This window comes from Corallincola platygyrae (assembly GCF_039544265.1).
GTDB lineage: Bacteria > Pseudomonadota > Gammaproteobacteria > Enterobacterales > Neiellaceae > Corallincola > Corallincola platygyrae.
The window spans coordinates 423,428-440,885 of record NZ_BAABLI010000008.1 but is presented as its reverse complement, the minus strand read 5'-3'; the positions used below and the strand labels follow the sequence as shown (position 1 = coordinate 440,885).

Below are 17,458 nucleotides of genomic sequence, written 5' to 3'. Positions count from 1 at the left end.
GTTAGAAGCTGTAGGACAGCTGAACAGCAAACAGATGCCAGTATTCCTGATCATGAACCTCCACGTCGGGATATAGATGAGGAGGAAGCCAAGCCGCACCATGAACGTAGTGATACTCCCCTCTCACTAACCAGTTTTCAGCTACTTCATAGGTTAAACCAAGGGTCCAGTCTTTGCTGAACATAAAGTACGAAGGGGCACCAGTTTGCTTCTCGAAGTCCTTACCGTCGCGATCATGTTTATTCAGATATTTGGCGTCATAACGCGCCAGCAAGGTCAACGAAGGTGTAGCGAAGTACCTAACCTGAAGGTAATAGCCATCACTATGCGAACGGTCTCTGAATTCGGGGAAATAGAGGCCATACAATTTGAACTGATCGTCGATGTATTCGAACGTCGTTTCCCAGCGCTCCGCACTGTATCTGATTGACGCGATGGACTCCCAGACGTAGGCTTGGCCAGAAACCGCCTGAGACCCTTCATCCGCGTGAAAATCCAGGTTAGAGCGCAATACGCTCAGCCCCATAGTCCACGCGCCATTGTCAGTCGTGTAATAACCCGATCCCTGTACAACCCAATCCTCTTCGTAGTCACCACTGGAGTTCTTACCCAGTACCCACTCTTCCATGTCATCGTGAATATCTGTTGCGCCGCCGCTGAATTGCCACTCGAGACTGCCGGCATCCACTTGGTGGAAGCCCATCAAGGCGACACCATCCGTATTAAGCGTCTGATCACGATACATATCCCAGTAAACTGACTGGGGCAGAAAGATGCTGGGTTGAGCTGCAGGCACATCGCGGCTATCGCGGTAAAGGCCGTGTTGGTTTTTGTAGCGCCCCAATTGTATGTGTACTTCGTCAGTATCAGTCCGATACGCCAGTCGATCTAATAACAGATAGTCGAGACGAAACCCCTCGGGATAACGATTGCCGCCGTTGAGATACACTACCTGCCCAGCCATACGCCAGTCACTGTTAATCTGCCAAGAGGCGTTCAACCCAATCTCTGTCTGACGCTCAGACCAACCATTATCATCCTCTACAAAACCATTTTCGTCGGTATAAACCATACCTTGAGAAAAGAAGCCGTGGGTTCGGACACTAGATGGCCATTCAGCGCCTACTGCCGAAGATGCAAACAGCACCAGCAGGCTAGTCAATGCGGATAGTTTTGACGCTGTCATCCACATCCTCCTCTCTGATATAGCCAATGGCTCCTGGGGTATTGGCAACCCTTTCCTTAATTTCCAGTGAAGTAGCCAACTGGGTTGGCGCTTGACCGAAACCTGAATAGACGAGTCGCTTCCAGGACCTTTCTAGCTGGTAGCTGAAGATCTCCAGATAGTTACGACAGAATGATTCGTGCAACTTGTGCTGTTTAGGCAATACATAGACGGAAATAAGGGCGCCTTCTGACCACGTGGTCAGACGCATAGAAAAAATAGATTTAAGCTCTTTTACTGATAACTGCTCAGTTTTGACTGATGGGTGTGCAACCACAGCCAACGCTTCTGCCGCCGCACTTTGGCAGCACAGAAACGAGCAAATTAGTATCAGATAGCAGGTGATTCGTTTCATGCCTTCCTTGGGTTCGCAGAAGCGCTCCATCAAGATGTAAACTGAAGTCACGTACTCCGAGTATTATTTATCAATAGGTTAACCGCCAGTTCAGAAGTTAATTTAGATCGCAATTTGCAGAAATAGATCAAGTTAGCGACAATTCGCTCTGCTATTCAGGAGCCTTTGATGTCCTCACTAACCCCTATCAGCGAGCTGTTAACCCGCAGCTTGGAGCATTTCTCCAAAGATCCCCTGCTCGTCATTAATCCTCCGGCAGATAATCTCCACTATGAGATGAGCCAGCTAGGCATTTCTGCACAGTTTTTTACGACCGATCTGGTAACACATGAATACCTGGAAGGCATTGGTGCCAACTCGTTTTTTGCCGACTCACCAGAACGCATAGACAAAACAGACTGGTCGCAAGTGATTTTTTGTTGGCCCAAAGCCAAAGCACATGCAGAGCTATTGCTTAAGCAAACAATAAACTGCATGAGCAATGACGCTGAGCTCTGGCTAACCGGAGAAAATCGCGGCGGCATAAACAGCGCTCCCAAACTGTTAAAGGGCATGGAACTGCCATCCCAAAAAGTCGACAGTGCAAGGCGTTGCTCACTATTTTTCAGCCACTTAACGGGTAATCACGCAGCACCTGAGTCAGATTTCAGCTACTTCAAAGTGAATTTCATGCACCGCTGCTTCAAATGCGCAAGCGTTCCAGGTGTGTTTAACCATGGCAAGTTGGATGAAGGAACAAAGTTGCTGCTGAAGACCATAGAACAAACGTCCCCCTATTCTGGTCGCGCCTTTGATGTCGGCTGCGGTGCGGGCGTAATTACGGCAGCATTAAGTTTTCACTCTCCAGAGTTAGAACTCAGTTGTGGGGACGTTAACGCCATGGCTGTTTTGGCTTCAAAGCAAACCATGCAACATAACAATGCCAAGGCCCAAGTTGTTGCATCAAACCTGATCAAAGGTGTTGAGGGGCAATTTGACCTTGTGATTTCAAACCCGCCGTTTCACCAAGGCTTGGCCACTGATTACGATATCAGCAGCGAATTATTCAAACAGGCGCACCAGCGTTTGAATAAAAAAGGTGAGCTACGCATCGTTGCCAATGGCTTTCTTCCCTATTCAGATCAAATACATCGCATTTTTGGCAACTGTAAGGTGTTATCTGAAAATCGGCAGTTTAAAGTGTACTCTGCTATTAAATGCTAATACCAATCCGAATAAATATATGGTCAACCAGGAAGCCTGGGCAAGTTCAATTCAAGGCGCAGTCATGCAGCAATGGTTGCTCCCTTGCAAATGGCTGCAACGTAGAAGTGGCCTTGCCCAGACTTCCCCGTAGGGCGGGTTTTAAAGCACTTTATGCAGCGTTAGCTGATTTCGGCGTAGAACAACTATGCCTTCAATCACCAGCCTTGCCTAAAGTGATTTAAACTCCCGCTGGTAGATCAGATTCTTATTCGGATTGGTATAAATCGGCAGGGCGCGCCCCTGCAATCACTGCATTCTATGGGAGTACATTTTCATGGCTGGTATTCTTTCCGTCATATTGGCCGGTGGCGCAGGAACACGCCTTTACCCCCTGACTGAGACACGCACAAAGCCCGCCGTCCCGTTCGGCGGTGGTTATCGTTTGATCGACTTTGCCCTCAATAACTTTGTGAATTCTGATCTGCTTAAGATCTACGTGCTGACTCAATTCAAATCGCAATCTCTCAACGTACATCTTCGACAAGCCTGGTATCTATCAAGCCTCACGGATCACTTTATCGATCCGATCCCAGCCCAAATGCGCATGGGCAAGCGCTGGTACGAAGGCACCGCAGATGCCATTTATCAAAACCTGCGATTATTGGAGATCCACGATCCAGATTACGTCTGTATCTTTGGTAGTGACCACATCTACAAGATGGATATCCGTCAGATGATCGACTACCACAAGCGACACAGCGCTGAACTAACAGTGGCAGCTATCAAGGTGCCGGTCGAAGAGGCCCACCTCTACGGAGTGCTGGAAGTGGATGATAACGGCCGCATGACAGGCTTTATCGAAAAGCCACAACAGAATCCACCTACGCTGCCAGGAGATCCCGACCATGTGTTGGCCTCAATGGGCAACTATGTGTTTAACTCACACACTTTATCATCAGCGTTAAAGGCCGATGCCCGGGAACCTGGCTCGACTCATGATTTTGGTAATGACATCATCACCAAGCTTTACAAGCAAAGCCCAGTCTATGTTTACGACTTCGCAACCAATGTGATCCCAAATGAACCCGCCAGTAACAGCTACTGGCGTGACGTTGGAACAGTCGACAGTTTTTGGCAAGCCAATATGGACTTGTTAGGTGATAATCCGCAATTAGATCTGTTCAACCCCAAATGGCCATTGCGCTCTTATCACCCACCGGTGCCACCGGCAAAATACTTAGATAGCTGTGACGGTAAACGTAGTTTGGTCAGCAAGTCTATGATCGCGTCGGGGTGTGTGGTTCGAGGCGCCACTGTTCGCCGCTCCGTGTTGGGGTTTAATGTCGAGGTGCAGCCCGGCACAGAATTGAGTGAGACCGTGTTACTCGGTGATAGCTGCATCGGCCAGAACTGCCGCATCAAGCGCACCATCATAGATAAAGATGTCGAAATTGCCGATGGCACAGTGATAGGGGAAGATCTTGACGCCGACAAGGAACGCTTTAAAGTGTCGCCGGGCGGTATAGTAGTGATCCCTAAAGGCAGCCGTATTGGATTCTGACAAGCTGAAAATTCTCTTCCTCGCGACCGAGGTCGAAGATCTGGCAAAAACCGGTGGTTTGGCTGATGTAGCCAAAGCGCTGCCGCAGGCGTTGAGGCGATTGGGTCACGATGTTCGCATCGTTTGTCCTTTCTATCCTCAGGTGCAAGAGCGCCTGGAGGAAAAGAATCACCTGCATAGCGAACTATCATTACAGCTCGACAGCTTACAGTACCTCTACAATATTCATCTGCTGCAGCTGGGTAATGTTCCAGTTTATAGTGTCGACTACCCCCCTTATTTCAGTCGCCAGGGACTTTACGACAACGGTTATCATCCGTATCCCGATAACGGTGAGCGTTTTGCCTTTTTCTCGATGGCGGCATTACAGATCGCTCAAAGCCTGGATTTTGCACCTGATATTATTCACTGCAACGACTGGCATACGGCGATGACGCCGTTTTTTCTACGCACACAGCTATCGGAAAATCGCTTCTTTGACAGCACTCGTACACTGCTGACTTTGCACAATGCGGCTTACCAGGGCGTATTTGACCTAGCGTCTATTCCGTTTCATAGACGCTTCGAAAATCGCCTCTCCTGCGAGCAAATGGAAGACGGGAATCGCATCAACTTCTTAAAGTGCGGCCTGACCAGCGCCGATAAGATAAACGCGGTCAGCCCCTCCTATGCGGCAGAACTTATGACGCCGCTGGGCTCCCATCACATGTTGCCGTTGTTTCAACAGCGACACAGTGATTTTTCCGGGATCCTGAATGGGTGTAATTACGACGACTGGAACCCATCAACAGATCCCCTGCTGCCAAGGACTTACGATCAGCACCACCTGGAAGGAAAAGCTGATTGCAAAGCCCACCTGCAACAGTATTTGGGGTTGAAAGAGAGCCCTGATACGCCTCTCTTTGGCATGGTAAGTCGCCTCACGGTACAAAAGGGGTTTGAACTACTTCTGCCAGCCCTTGAGAGATTTCTATACAACGATGTGCAGGTTGTGATTATCGGCTCAGGAGATCCCGAAATTGCCGAGCGGTTGAAGGCAATGGAAGAAAAGTATGCCGGCCGATTGATATTCAGGGAAGGTTACACAAGCAAGATTGCTCATTGGGTACAAGCGGGAGCTGACTTTTTCCTGATGCCTTCTTTGTTTGAACCTTGTGGATTGACACAGATGTACAGCCTGGCCTACGGCACGCCACCCATTGTACGTGGCGTTGGGGGGCTAAAGGACACTGTCAAACCAGTCAAAGATATCCGAGACGTAGACCGCGCGACCGGTTTTGTTTTCAGCCAGCCGGAGCCGACAGCACTGCTCGATGTCATGTGCAATGCCCTGGCTCTCTACAGAGAGCACTCTGATAGTTACGCTAAACTGCAACAAAATGGCATGGCAACAAGATTTTGCTGGGATGATGCGGCGGTGAAGTATGAGCAATTGTACAAGTCGGCACTCAACACTGAGATAACAGCTAATCAATAACCGCCAAATAGCTCACAAAACCCCTTGACCTATTAGCCGATATTCTTAAAATCCCGTCCCACGCAGATGTGGTGGAATTGGTAGACACGCTAGCTTCAGGTGCTAGTGCCCTCACGGGCGTGGGAGTTCAAGTCTCCCCATCTGCACCAAACATTAAAAAGCCCGCTTAAGCGGGCTTTTTTGCGATTATACGCTACTCCCAAGGTAAAACCCCGGTTACAACAACCCGTCGGTCAAACTCCCCCAGGTGCACTTCATTCTGCTGGCTCATCATGCAAGGGGTCAGGTAAAGTTGGTTTTGATTTATCCAATAGATAGCGTTCTGCTGATACTGTTTCGCTAATTCGACAGCTGTATTTTTGTCGGCCAGCACAGCCCAACTTCTCTCATTGTGAGAAAAATCTGGCGCGCTCCCCCATACAGAGCGATAAGGGGTGTTTAAGCTCGCAATGTCTTGTTGCAGGCACTGATCGAGAAAGCGGTTGTATGCTTCACTCATCACCTCGCCCCTGGGGTTATGAGCCGTAATAACGGCAAAGCTGAGGCTAGCAGACAGTGGCTGCGCCATCACAAATTTTGTGTGCTTATAGAGTTCCCATACATCTTCCATAGCTGGCTCCCCGATCCTATCCATAGTCACAGTCTGCATCTCATTATAGTGATTTATATGACAATAAGACGGCAAATGCTTTGCTTCAACAATCACTTGTTGGCTAGACTGGCGTTACTGGAATCTAAGACAGGATGGCTATGACCGCAGGCATTCCGACCCGTTCAATACGTGGTTCGCTCATTTTGGTCGTTATGCTTATCTCCACCAGCACGCTTGTTGTGGCACTTGGTGTTAGTCACTACTTCGACTACAAATCTCAACACCTCAATATGCTCACCAGTGTTAAAACCTTTGCGGCCTTTGTCGCCAACCAGGCTCAAGACAGTATTGTCGATAACCAAGCCGAAAAAGAGATGCGACGCTTAAGCACTTTAACGGTCTATAAAAACATCGATGCGGTTCAGATATACCAACTAGATCCCTACACCCAACAGCTCTCCTTCTTTGCCGGTTATACAAGAAGCGGTGTGATTCCAAACAATCTCACCGACAATCAGTTGCGAGCACTGCTAAACGCGAGGCAAACCAGTTCGCAAATTGAGTTGAGTAGGCGCATAACTTACGAAGGAGAGCTCATCGGTTTCGCCTACTTCAGGTATTCCATGGAAGCCGGTAATAAGCAGTTTTGGGATGGTGTCTCCAGAGATTTCATCGTGCTTTTAATTGCGTCCACCTTGGCACTTTTTGCCATTCTTCGCCTTCAACGCAGTTTCAGCCAACCAATTGACACCCTGATTGATACAGTACAAAGGGTGGATATTGAGAAAAACTTTAAGTTGCGGGCTCCCAAGCTTGCGCTGCAAGAGCTCGACTACCTGGCAAGCGCATTTAATCGAATGTTGGCTCGCATTGAGCGGCGTTGGGATAAACAGCAGCAAGCGGAACAAGAGGTTCGCACCCTAAACCAGAACCTTGAAGAGAAAGTCGCAGAGCGAACCCAGGCACTGAAACAGGCGAATGCTGAATTGCTGCAAACCTTGGAAAAACTTCACCTCTACCAAGGACAGATGCTCGAACGGGAAAAGTTGCATCGACTGGGTGAGATGGTGGCAGGCATCAGTCACGAGTTAAACACCCCATTGGGCTTAGGTATTACAACCAGTAGCTCACTGCAAAGTTCATTAAAAGAAGTTAAAGCCAAAATTGAAAGTGGAGAACTCAGCCACCGTCAGATGGATGAATTCATTGCCCACTCATCAGAAGCATTCAATATTTTGGAACGAAACCTGAAACGGGCCAGCGATTTACTTGAAAGCTTTAAACATGTTGCTGTTGACCAGTGTTCAGAGCGCGACAGGTCATTCAATCTCCATCATTTTATTCACGAAGTTTTGTTGACTCTCAAACCCAAGCTAAAATCGAAACAACACATTGTTGAAGTAACTGGGGATTCGGACCTCGAAGTGGTCAGTAAACCAGGGGCTCTCAGTCAGATCCTGATTAACTTGGTGAACAACTCCCTGCTTCATGGTTTTAAACATATTGAGCAAGGAACGATCTCAATCGCAACGGACATTCAGGCCAATAGCCTTGTATTGACCTATGAGGACAACGGCTGCGGGATGAGCAAGGAGATCAGTGACGAGGTGTTTTCGCCTTATTTCACCACTGAGCAAAACAATGGTGGCAGCGGCTTGGGCATGTACATAGTACAAAGCTTGGTGCAACAGGTGCTGGGAGGCGAAATCGAGCTAAGAACAGAGCCTGGTCAAGGTATTTGGCTAAAGATATTGGTACCTTTGGCCGATGCAGACCAATAATTGCCCATAAAAGGCAATTAACACTATGGTTTGTTAAATATATGTAAACTAGCTAAGATTGAAACAGGAATATTTGACCCTGTTTACGTTTGCTAACAGTTGGTTATGGAACAATTATAGAAATAGCCTATCTAAGGTTGGGCATTACGTTAATGTAGTACCCGGCCTGCCGGTCGAATTAACAAAAATTGACACGCGGAAAATTACGCATGGAAATCCCAAAAATTTTGATCGTCGAAGACGAACTGGTCACCCGCAACACCTTGCGCACCCTTTTTGAAGCGGAGGGTTATCAGGTCCTTGAAGCCAGTGATGGTGACGAGATGTATCAGTGCCTGGAGAAAGGCGCTGTCGACTTGGTGATCATGGACATTAATCTGCCAGGGAAAAATGGCCTGTTACTCGCTCGGGAGTTACGCGAAAAGACAGATATGGCCCTTATCTTCCTGACAGGTAGGGATAATGAAGTTGATAAGATCCTTGGCCTTGAAATTGGTGCGGATGATTACATCACCAAACCATTCAACCCTCGCGAATTAACTATCCGTGCCCGTAACCTGTTGCAACGCACCTTGCATCAGTCAGAGTTAGATAGCGACGAGCCAGACCAGTACAAATTTGAAAACTGGGTACTGGATGTTAACAGCCGCATGTTGGCAGGACCTGACGGAACCTCTTTCAAACTGCCTCGCAGTGAGTTCCGCGCCCTGCAGATGTTCCTTAAAAACCCAGGAAAGATTCTTACCCGGGCGCAGCTGTTAAAAGAGATGACTGGCCGTGAATTGCGCCCTAATGACCGAACCGTCGACGTCACCATCCGCCGCATTCGTAAACACTTTGAAAGTGTACCTGGTACACCTGAAGTGATTGCGACTATTCACGGTGAAGGTTACCGCTTCAGTGGCGCAATAGGCTAACGAAAGCGGTAACGATATAAAGGGGCCTTCAGGCCCCTTTTTTAGTCTTGTTTTGCCGCATCTTTAAGCCAGGATTTGAGCACTTCGAGATCTTCTGGATAGTGCCGTTTTATCGCTGCTACCCAGTCAGGCACATTGTCCCACCAGGCAGGTTCATCTTTCTGTTGCGCCTTTGCAGCGATCTGCTGAATCCGCTTAAGCCCAACAGACCCAGCGGCACCTTTAATTTTATGCGCTTCAGATGCAACGGCTTTTTTGTCTTCTGCGGTCAGATTTGAATCCAGAATCTTTAAATAGTCAGGCATCAGTGTTTCAAGCAACTCGACACTGTTGAGCAAGGCTTCAGCTCCTATCACTTCACTATATTGTTGCAGCATCTCCAGGTCGAGAACCTGAAGTAATGTTTCGTCTTGTTTGGCTTGCTCTTCCATTACCTTAGTTTCCGCATTAAATATTTTGGCCATGGCAGATTCCAGCATATTCAACTGGATTGGCTTGGTAACAATGTCGGTAATACCGCAATCGTAATAGCGGGTCCTATCCTGAACCGTATTGGCGGTCAAAGCGACCAATGGAATATCTGCCGTTTTACTGTCAGCTTTGAGCCGCTTGGCGACTTCAAACCCACTGATATCTGGTAACTGAATATCTAGCAAAATCAGATCTGGCTGGTCCTGAGCAGCCTCTAGGGCCGACTGACCGTCCATAGCTACCGAGATGGTATGCCCCATTTTTTCCAACAACGTTCGAGCAACCAGAACATTCAATTCGATATCTTCTACCAAGAGTATATCGAGGGGCGGCAACTCGTCAGCCAGCGGATCTGAGTGATCAGCCTCTGACGACTCAATTATCGGGAAGTTGATGGTCATAGAGAAACAGCTCCCCACATCCACTTCACTTCTTAATTTGATATCAGATCCCATCGCCTTAACTAACTGCTGTGAAAGCGCCAGACCAATACCTGTACCAGTGCCAGTATGATGCCCCTGTCGGCTTCCCTGATAATACATAGCAAAAATTTTGCTTTGCTCCTCTTCAGGTATCCCCAGTCCTGAGTCCTCTACTTCAAACAAAAGCTCTGCCTGGCCATCTGAGGCACCGAGCAGCGATATACTCATTGCTACGTAGCCCTGCGGCGTAAACTTGACTGCATTGCCCAGCAGGTTCCACAGCACCTGCCTGAGACGCGCGCCATCCGCATTGATAAAGCCTGGAATATCGTCATCCCAATGACAACGGAAACTGACACCAAACTGCTGCGCTAACAACACCCCCATGTTTTCGACTTCTGTCAGCAATTGTTTCAGGTCCAAGGGTGCGGGATTAAGCTTCAACTGCTGTCGATCCAAGCGGTCCAAATCGACAATATCATTAAAGATGACACCCAGGGTTTCAGCGCTGAGGTAAATAGTGTCGACATATCTCAACTGCTCAGCACTTAAATGGGTGTCTTTGAGAATACGACTAAGGCCAACGATGCCATTGAGAGGGGTACGAAGTTCGTGGCTGATTGTTGCGATAAAGTCTGCTTTTTCATTACTGGCTTTGGTCAACATATCAGCCGCTTTTTTACGTTCGGTAATATCACGACCAAACGCCAGCAGGCCCAAACGTTCACCGTCAACACCAAAAAAAGGCACTTTATTAAATTCAAACAACGCTTTAGTCCCATTGGGGTAGCGCATCCACTGCTCAAACTTAAGCGGTCGGTTGCTCTCCATCACTTGGTTGTCAGTGCGAATCACTTCCTGAGCTAGCTTTAGAGGGTAGACATCTTCCGCCGTCAGCCCAACCAGCTCTTCTCGTGTCCTCCCAAGCAACAGCTCTGCTGCGCGATTGCAGCTGGAGAAAAAGCCTTGTTCATCCCGATAGAAAATGACGTCTGGTGACGCATCAATCAACGAGCTTAACTTGGCCCCCTGCTCCGCTGTTTTTAACTCCGCCTGTCGCCTTTGTTGAACTTCCGCTTCCATCTCTTTAACGACGGCAGCCAGCGCTTGTTCCGCCTTCGTCCGTTCAGCATTCTCGCGCTCCAGCAACGCCAACTGCTCAGCCAGTTGCTCAGCCTTTTTGCGATCCTTACTGCGTAAACGGTCGGTTCGACGACGAGACAGGTCGAGCTCTCTGACCAAAAGCACGAAAAGAAAAACTACTGGCGGCGTAAGAATGAAACCCAGTACCAAGGCGCGAGCTATATCCAACGTGTCGATATCGCCGCTGATAGCCAGACGAAGTGTCACATTGATGGCAATGCCAAGTACAATGATAGAGCCAGCGACAACCAGCGTAAGACGCCAGATACCAATCTTAGTCATAAGACCCAGAAAACGCTGTGCCCAAAGTTTCATTTACCAACCTCTACAGACGGTAGCATTCGAAAAAAACGAATGTCAGTTTCTAAAAAGCCACATTATTCAGCTGTGTTTATAGGAGACAAAGCTCTCTATAATATCCGCCGCTTTGCCATGGCGAAGTCTACAGCGTCTCAAAAATGTGATATAAAGACGCTCTTTTTTTCACCGCTGCAGCAAGAATTTATCCTATTCAGCTTCCAGCGACGATTGGAGTAACCTGATGCCGTCCATCATGCCAGATATTGCCAACCACGCTAGTGCTCAGACAGAAGGAACGCTGGACTGGGTAGGCATGGATAATATCGAGCTCCCCTTGATGGTTGAAGTACGTGGCGAACCGGCTCGCCAGGTCAGCGCTCATGTCGGCGCATTTGTTAACCTGACCAAACCCAAGGCCAAGGGCATTCACATGTCTCGGCTTTACTTGTTACTCGACACCCTCTCTACGGAAGGGACGCTTTGCGGTGAAGGCATGATGAAGCTACTTGACGACTTCATCACCAGCCATGACGAACTGAGTGACCACGCTAAAGTAGCCTTCAGTTTCGACTACCACCTGCGCCGTAAATCTCTGATCAGTGGAAAACAGGGATGGAAAGCCTACCCGGTTACCCTGACGGGTGAACTGAAGCAGGGCGAGTTGTTTATCGAGATGGGCGTTAAAGTGCCTTATTCATCAACCTGTCCATGCTCCGCGGCATTGGCTCGCCAGCTGATCCAGGATGCTTTTGAGACCAAATTTGAGGGCAAAGAAACCGTCGCAGCGGCTGATATTCACGCCTGGTTGGGCACCACTGAAGGTGTTGTTGCCACCCCTCACAGTCAGCGCAGTATTGCCGATGTAAAAATCAAACTGGCATCCCCCGCCAATGGCTTCCCTCTTAAGCAACTGATTGACCAAATTGAAGATGCGCTGCAAACGCCGGTGCAAGCCGCGGTCAAACGTGTAGATGAGCAGGAGTTTGCTCGCCTCAATGGTCAAAACCTGATGTTCTGTGAGGATGCGGCACGTCGTTTGAAACACTTGCTGAATCAGCAGGAAGAGTACAAAGACTTCTGGCTGCGGGTGAATCACTACGAAAGCCTGCACGCTCATGATGCTGTCAGCGTCACCTCTAAAGGAATTAGGGGCGGTTATTCAGCCTGACAATAGCAGTAGATAAAAAAGGGCTTTAACAGCCCTTTTTTATTGAATATCAGATAATTGCCTGTGAGCAACAGGCGATTCGAGCAATCAGACACCGCCCTCCCGAATTAACACCTTAAGTACGCTTTTGAGTAGCCATCAAACTGCGTGAAAAGTTACAAACACAATGTATTTATTCATATTTTCACTGATTTGACGCATAAACCATCGCATTGCTTAGTGATGGACTTCACACTGCTTTAACATTACATTAACCAAATAACGAATTGGCCTTTGCGGAATTTTCTTTTCGTCATCCCGAATTCCCCGCGCAAATCTGGTCTAAAAATAGATAGTCAGCCTCGAGTTTTCGATGGCTGCCTTTAGCCTGCTTTGGAGGTTTATATGAGCTTGTACGACCCGTCCCTCGTCAAAGACAACTGCGGCTTTGGACTCATTGCTCACATGGACGGCGAGCCCAGCCACCGCTTGGTGCGTACCGCTATCTCCGCACTTGATCGCATGACTCACCGCGGTGGTATTGCTGCTGATGGTAAAACTGGCGATGGTTGCGGCCTGTTAATGCAGAAACCCGACGGCTTTTTTCGCGCCATTGCTGAAGAGAATAACTGGCGGTTAGGTAATAATTATTCCGTTGGCATGATCTTCCTGAGTCATGATGAAGACAGAGCCAGTTTTGCCCGTGCCGTAATCAGCGAAGAGCTACAACAGGAAACACTGGAAGTAGCGGCTTGGCGTGAAGTTCCCACCAACCCAGCTTGCCTGGGCGATATCGCCAAACAAACGCTACCACGTATCGAACAAGTGTTTATCAATGCCAACCCGGGTTGGAGTATCCACGATATCGAGCGCCGCCTTTACCTGGCCCGTCGCCGTGCAGAAAAGCGCCTGGAAGCCGACGCAGATTTCTATATTGCCTCGATGTCGAACCTGGTGATCGTCTATAAGGGCTTAATGATGCCCGCAGACATCCCAAACTTTTACACCGACCTGGCGGACATTCGTCTCCAATCTTCAATCTGTCTTTTCCACCAACGCTTCTCCACCAACACTGCGCCACGTTGGCCGCTCGCTCAGCCATTCCGCTTCCTCGCTCACAACGGTGAGATCAATACCATCGAGGGTAATCGTCAGTGGGCCAAAGCACGAAGCTACAAGTTCAAGTCGCCGTTGCTACCAGATCTGCAGGATGCAGCGCCGTTTGTGAATGAATCGGGCTCAGACTCTTCTTCATTGGATAACATGTTGGAACTGTTCCTGGCTGGCGGCATGGATCTGTTCCGCGCCATGCGCCTGCTGATCCCACCAGCATGGCAATCGCACCCTAAGATGGACAAAGAGCTTAAAGCGTTTTACGACTTTAACTCGATGCATATGGAGCCTTGGGATGGCCCGGCCGGTATTGTGATGACCAATGGCCGCCACGCTGCCTGTAACCTTGACCGCAATGGCCTACGACCAGCCCGCTATGTCATCACTAAAGATGGCTTCATCACACTAGCGTCTGAAATTGGCATCTGGGATTACCTGCCTGACGAAGTGGTCGACAAGGGGCGCGTTGGTCCCGGTGAATTGCTAGTTATCGACACCAAAACCGGCAAGCTTTGGCGCTCCCGCGAGATCGATGACGATCTGAAAACCCGCCACCCTTATGAGAGTTGGTTGGAAACTAGCTGCAAGCGCTTGATCCCGTTTGAGGAGCTATATGCCAAGCAGGCGGTCAAGAGGCAGTTGACTGACGACGCCCTTAAAACCTACCACAAACAGTTTGGCTACAGTTTTGAAGAGGTAGATCAGGTCCTGCGTGTGCTTGGCGAGGCTGGTCAGGAAGCCACTGGCTCTATGGGTGATGACACCCCGATGGCCGTGCTGTCCAGTCGCCCACGCAGTGTGTATGACTATTTCCGTCAGAAATTTGCTCAGGTGACCAATCCCCCCATCGACCCACTGCGTGAAAACCATGTGATGTCTCTGGCGACTTGTATCGGTCGGGAGCAAAACGTATTTAATGAAACCAGTGGCCACGCCCGTCGGGTTTTATTCGACTCACCGGTGCTACTGTATTCCGACTTCCAACAACTCATGGAATTGGACAACAACTACTACAAAACCTGCACGTTAGATCTCAATTACGATCCGGCCGCGGAGAACCTCAGTGAAGCAGTTAACCGCGTCACCGCTGAGGCTGTAGAGAATGCAACAAATGGCTCGGTGCTGATTATCCTGTCGGATCGTCAGTTGACCGATGGCAAATTGCCTATCCCCGCAGCGATGGCCGTGGGCGCTGTTCAGCGTCAACTGGTCGATAACAATTTGCGCTGCGACTCCAACATCGTGGTGGAAACCGGTTCTGCCCGAGATCCGCACCAGTTCGCGGTCTTGCTCGGTTTCGGCGCCACCGCTGTTTATCCGTATCTGGCATACGAGACCCTGGCAGAACTGGTTGATCGCGGAACCCTGGACATCTCAAAGCAGCAGGCACTGGTTAACTACCGTAAGGGGATAAACAAGGGCCTGTTTAAGATTATGTCGAAGATGGGGATCTCGACGATTGCCAGCTACCGCTGTTCACAGCTGTTTGAGGCCGTAGGATTGCACCCTGATGTGGTTGAGCTTTGCTTCAAAGGCGTTGTCAGCCGGATCTCTGGTGCTAACTTTGACGACTTCCAGCAAGACCTGGTCAACCTTGCCCGTGTTGCCTGGCTCAAGCGCAAGGCGATTGAGCAGGGTGGATTACTCAAATATGTTCATGGCGGCGAATACCACGCCTACAACCCGGATGTGGTTGCCACACTGCAGAAGGCCGTAAAAAGCGGTGAATACAGCGACTATCAGGAATACTCACGCTTGGTGAACCAGCGTCCTGTCGCGACACTCCGTGACCTGCTGGAGTTAAAAGACGATTGCACCCCCATTGATATCAGCGAAGTCGAGCCCGCGGAAAATCTCTACAAACGGTTCGATAGCGCCGCCATGTCGATTGGAGCACTGTCTCCTGAAGCCCATGAAGCGCTAGCCATCGCCATGAACCGCCTCGGCGGTCAATCTAACTCGGGCGAAGGTGGTGAAGATCCGAAACGCTACGGCAACGAGCGCGTATCCAAGATCAAACAGGTAGCCTCTGGTCGTTTTGGTGTCACGCCCCACTATCTGGTCAACGCTGACACGATTCAGATTAAAGTGGCCCAGGGTGCCAAGCCAGGAGAAGGTGGCCAGCTACCGGGCGAAAAGGTCAATCCTTACATCGCCAAGCTACGTTTCTCTGTGCCTGGTGTAACACTGATTTCGCCTCCCCCGCACCACGATATCTATTCAATTGAGGATTTAGCCCAGCTGATCTTCGATCTAAAACAGGTGAACCCGAAAGCAACCATTTCGGTGAAGTTAGTTTCAGAGCCGGGTGTCGGCACTATTGCGACAGGTGTTGCCAAAGCCTATGCCGATCTGATCACCGTATCGGGTTATGACGGTGGTACGGGTGCTAGCCCGCTGACCTCCGTTAAGTATGCAGGTAGCCCGTGGGAGCTTGGCTTGGTAGAAACCCAGCAGGCACTAGTAGCTAATGGTTTGCGTCATAAGGTCAGACTGCAAATCGATGGCGGCATGAAAACTGGCCTCGACATCATCAAAGCAGCTATTTTGGGCGCGGAAAGCTTCGGCTTCGGCACCGCACCTATGGTGGCCTTGGGCTGTAAATATCTGCGTATCTGTCACCTGAATAACTGCGCGACCGGTGTGGCGACTCAGGATGAAAAGCTGCGTCGGGACCACTTTATTGGGCTGCCAGAAATGGCGATGAACTACTTTAAGTTCGTCACCCAGGAAGTGCGGGAGATTATGGCCTCGCTCGGCGTGGACAAGCTCACTGACCTGATTGGCAGAACTGATCTGCTAGAGATCGTAGATGGCTTCACAGCTAAGCAAAGCCGCCTGACCCTAGAGCCACTGCTGGAAACCTTCGAGCCTAAAGATGGCCTGGCGCCTTATCATCAGGAACTGAATGCGCCTCATGATAAAGGTGAGCTTAACGCCAGATTGCTGGCCGAACTAACCGATAGCATCGACAACAAGCTCGGTGGTTACTTCAGTTACACCATACGTAATACCGACCGCTCTGTGGGCGCATTGGTTTCCGGTGCCATTGCTAATAAACACGGCAACCAAGGTATGGCGGCACAGCCTATTCAACTGAGCTTTACCGGCACCGCCGGTCAAAGTTTCGGGGTATGGAACGCTGGCGGTCTGGAGATGGTACTGACAGGTGACGCCAACGACTACGTAGGTAAAGGCATGACCGGCGGCAAGCTGGTTATTCGCCCACCTAAGGGCTCAGAATTCCGCTCACATCAAGCGACGATCTGTGGTAACACCTGTCTTTACGGTGCCACAGGGGGCCGCCTCTACGCAGCAGGCACAGCCGGTGAACGTTTTGCAGTGCGAAACTCAGGCGCAATCGCCGTCGTCGAAGGCTTGGGTGATAACGGTTGCGAATATATGACCGGCGGTATCATTACGGTACTGGGTAAAACCGGCGTTAACTTCGGTGCGGGCATGACAGGTGGTTTTGCCTATGTGCTGGACGAGAAGGGTGATTTTGAGAAGCGGATGAACCCAGAGCTGGTTGAGATAGTTGATATGACCCAAATATCCATCCATCACGAGCACTTACGCGGCATGATCAATCAACATTGGGATGAAACAGGCAGCGACCGGGCCCAAGAGATCTTGGATAACTTTGAAAGTTTCCTGCCCAAGTTCAAGTTGATTAAGCCAAAAGCAGCGGACATTAAAGCACTGCTGGGGCATCGCAGTCGCAGCGAAGCAGAGCTGATCGTAGAAGCGCAGTAAGGTAGGAATACAA

General features: G+C 49.6%; 11 protein-coding genes and 1 tRNA gene. 8 read left to right on the top strand and 4 right to left on the bottom strand.

Annotation, left to right across the window (positions count from 1 at the left end; genetic code table 11):
• Nucleotide 1 precedes the first annotated feature (1 nt).
• On the bottom strand, nucleotides 2-1,186 hold the full coding sequence (locus tag ABEA14_RS07430; RefSeq protein ID WP_345339268.1) for a porin family protein: 1,185 nt from the start codon (nucleotides 1,184-1,186) through the stop codon (nucleotides 2-4).
• The gene (locus ABEA14_RS07425) at nucleotides 1,155-1,580 is read right to left on the bottom strand and encodes a type 2 periplasmic-binding domain-containing protein (protein ID WP_345339267.1); all 426 of its coding nucleotides are present in this window, start codon (nucleotides 1,578-1,580) and stop codon (nucleotides 1,155-1,157) included. Before ABEA14_RS07425 ends, ABEA14_RS07430 begins: the two co-directional genes overlap by 32 nt.
• Nucleotides 1,581-1,748: 168 nt before the next feature.
• Here ABEA14_RS07425 and ABEA14_RS07420 point away from each other — a divergent pair, with 168 nt between their 5' ends.
• From ABEA14_RS07420 to ABEA14_RS07405, 4 genes are all read left to right on the top strand, one after another.
• On the top strand, nucleotides 1,749-2,783 hold the full coding sequence (locus tag ABEA14_RS07420; protein ID WP_345339266.1) for a methyltransferase: 1,035 nt from the start codon (nucleotides 1,749-1,751) through the stop codon (nucleotides 2,781-2,783).
• Nucleotides 2,784-3,099: 316 nt separating this feature from the next.
• Complete coding sequence (gene glgC / locus ABEA14_RS07415) at nucleotides 3,100-4,326, top strand: glucose-1-phosphate adenylyltransferase (protein ID WP_345339265.1); 1,227 nt, start codon at nucleotides 3,100-3,102, stop codon at nucleotides 4,324-4,326.
• Entirely contained in the window at nucleotides 4,316-5,803 is a 1,488-nt protein-coding gene (gene glgA, locus ABEA14_RS07410; RefSeq protein WP_345339264.1) for a glycogen synthase GlgA, read from the top strand. The genes glgC and glgA overlap by 11 nt, the downstream gene beginning before the upstream one ends.
• A gap of 62 nt (nucleotides 5,804-5,865) precedes the next feature.
• Nucleotides 5,866-5,952 (top strand) — tRNA-Leu (locus ABEA14_RS07405).
• Between the two features lie 44 nt (nucleotides 5,953-5,996).
• Here the strand turns inward: ABEA14_RS07405 and ABEA14_RS07400 are convergent.
• On the bottom strand, nucleotides 5,997-6,413 hold the full coding sequence (locus tag ABEA14_RS07400) for a DUF3293 domain-containing protein (RefSeq protein WP_345339263.1): 417 nt from the start codon (nucleotides 6,411-6,413) through the stop codon (nucleotides 5,997-5,999).
• Nucleotides 6,414-6,547: 134 nt separating this feature from the next.
• On the opposite strand from ABEA14_RS07400, the gene ABEA14_RS07395 reads away from it, so the two are divergent.
• Both ABEA14_RS07395 and arcA read left to right on the top strand, forming a co-directional pair.
• Nucleotides 6,548-8,176, top strand: coding sequence for a sensor histidine kinase (locus ABEA14_RS07395; RefSeq protein ID WP_345339262.1), 1,629 nt, complete (start codon nucleotides 6,548-6,550; stop codon nucleotides 8,174-8,176).
• 209 nt (nucleotides 8,177-8,385) lie between these two features.
• On the top strand, nucleotides 8,386-9,093 hold the full coding sequence (gene arcA, locus ABEA14_RS07390) for a two-component system response regulator ArcA (protein WP_345339261.1): 708 nt from the start codon (nucleotides 8,386-8,388) through the stop codon (nucleotides 9,091-9,093).
• Between the two features lie 41 nt (nucleotides 9,094-9,134).
• On the opposite strand, the gene arcB is transcribed toward arcA, so the two are convergent.
• Complete coding sequence (arcB, locus tag ABEA14_RS07385) at nucleotides 9,135-11,444, bottom strand: aerobic respiration two-component sensor histidine kinase ArcB (RefSeq protein WP_345339260.1); 2,310 nt, start codon at nucleotides 11,442-11,444, stop codon at nucleotides 9,135-9,137.
• Between the two features lie 226 nt (nucleotides 11,445-11,670).
• Between arcB and folE2 the strand changes: the two genes are divergently transcribed.
• A complete protein-coding gene (gene folE2 / locus ABEA14_RS07380) occupies nucleotides 11,671-12,597 on the top strand; it encodes a GTP cyclohydrolase FolE2 (RefSeq protein ID WP_345339259.1) in 927 nt (308 codons plus the stop codon).
• Between the two features lie 384 nt (nucleotides 12,598-12,981).
• Nucleotides 12,982-17,445 carry a glutamate synthase large subunit gene (gltB, locus tag ABEA14_RS07375; protein WP_345339258.1) on the top strand — a complete coding sequence of 1,488 codons (4,464 nt, stop codon included), beginning with the start codon at nucleotides 12,982-12,984 and terminating at the stop codon, nucleotides 17,443-17,445.
• Nucleotides 17,446-17,458 lie beyond the last annotated feature (13 nt).

Coding starts and splice junctions, on each gene's coding strand:
- ABEA14_RS07400 (WP_345339263.1), bottom strand. CDS start 6,413: ATGGAAGATGTATGGGAACTCTATAAGCACACAAAATTTGTGATGGCG.
- ABEA14_RS07420 (WP_345339266.1), top strand. CDS start 1,749: ATGTCCTCACTAACCCCTATCAGCGAGCTGTTAACCCGCAGCTTGGAG.
- ABEA14_RS07430 (WP_345339268.1), bottom strand. CDS start 1,186: ATGACAGCGTCAAAACTATCCGCATTGACTAGCCTGCTGGTGCTGTTT.
- ABEA14_RS07395 (WP_345339262.1), top strand. CDS start 6,548: ATGGCTATGACCGCAGGCATTCCGACCCGTTCAATACGTGGTTCGCTC.
- arcA (WP_345339261.1), top strand. CDS start 8,386: ATGGAAATCCCAAAAATTTTGATCGTCGAAGACGAACTGGTCACCCGC.
- folE2 (WP_345339259.1), top strand. CDS start 11,671: ATGCCGTCCATCATGCCAGATATTGCCAACCACGCTAGTGCTCAGACA.
- gltB (WP_345339258.1), top strand. CDS start 12,982: ATGAGCTTGTACGACCCGTCCCTCGTCAAAGACAACTGCGGCTTTGGA.
- arcB (WP_345339260.1), bottom strand. CDS start 11,444: ATGAAACTTTGGGCACAGCGTTTTCTGGGTCTTATGACTAAGATTGGT.
- ABEA14_RS07425 (WP_345339267.1), bottom strand. CDS start 1,580: ATGAAACGAATCACCTGCTATCTGATACTAATTTGCTCGTTTCTGTGC.
- glgC (WP_345339265.1), top strand. CDS start 3,100: ATGGCTGGTATTCTTTCCGTCATATTGGCCGGTGGCGCAGGAACACGC.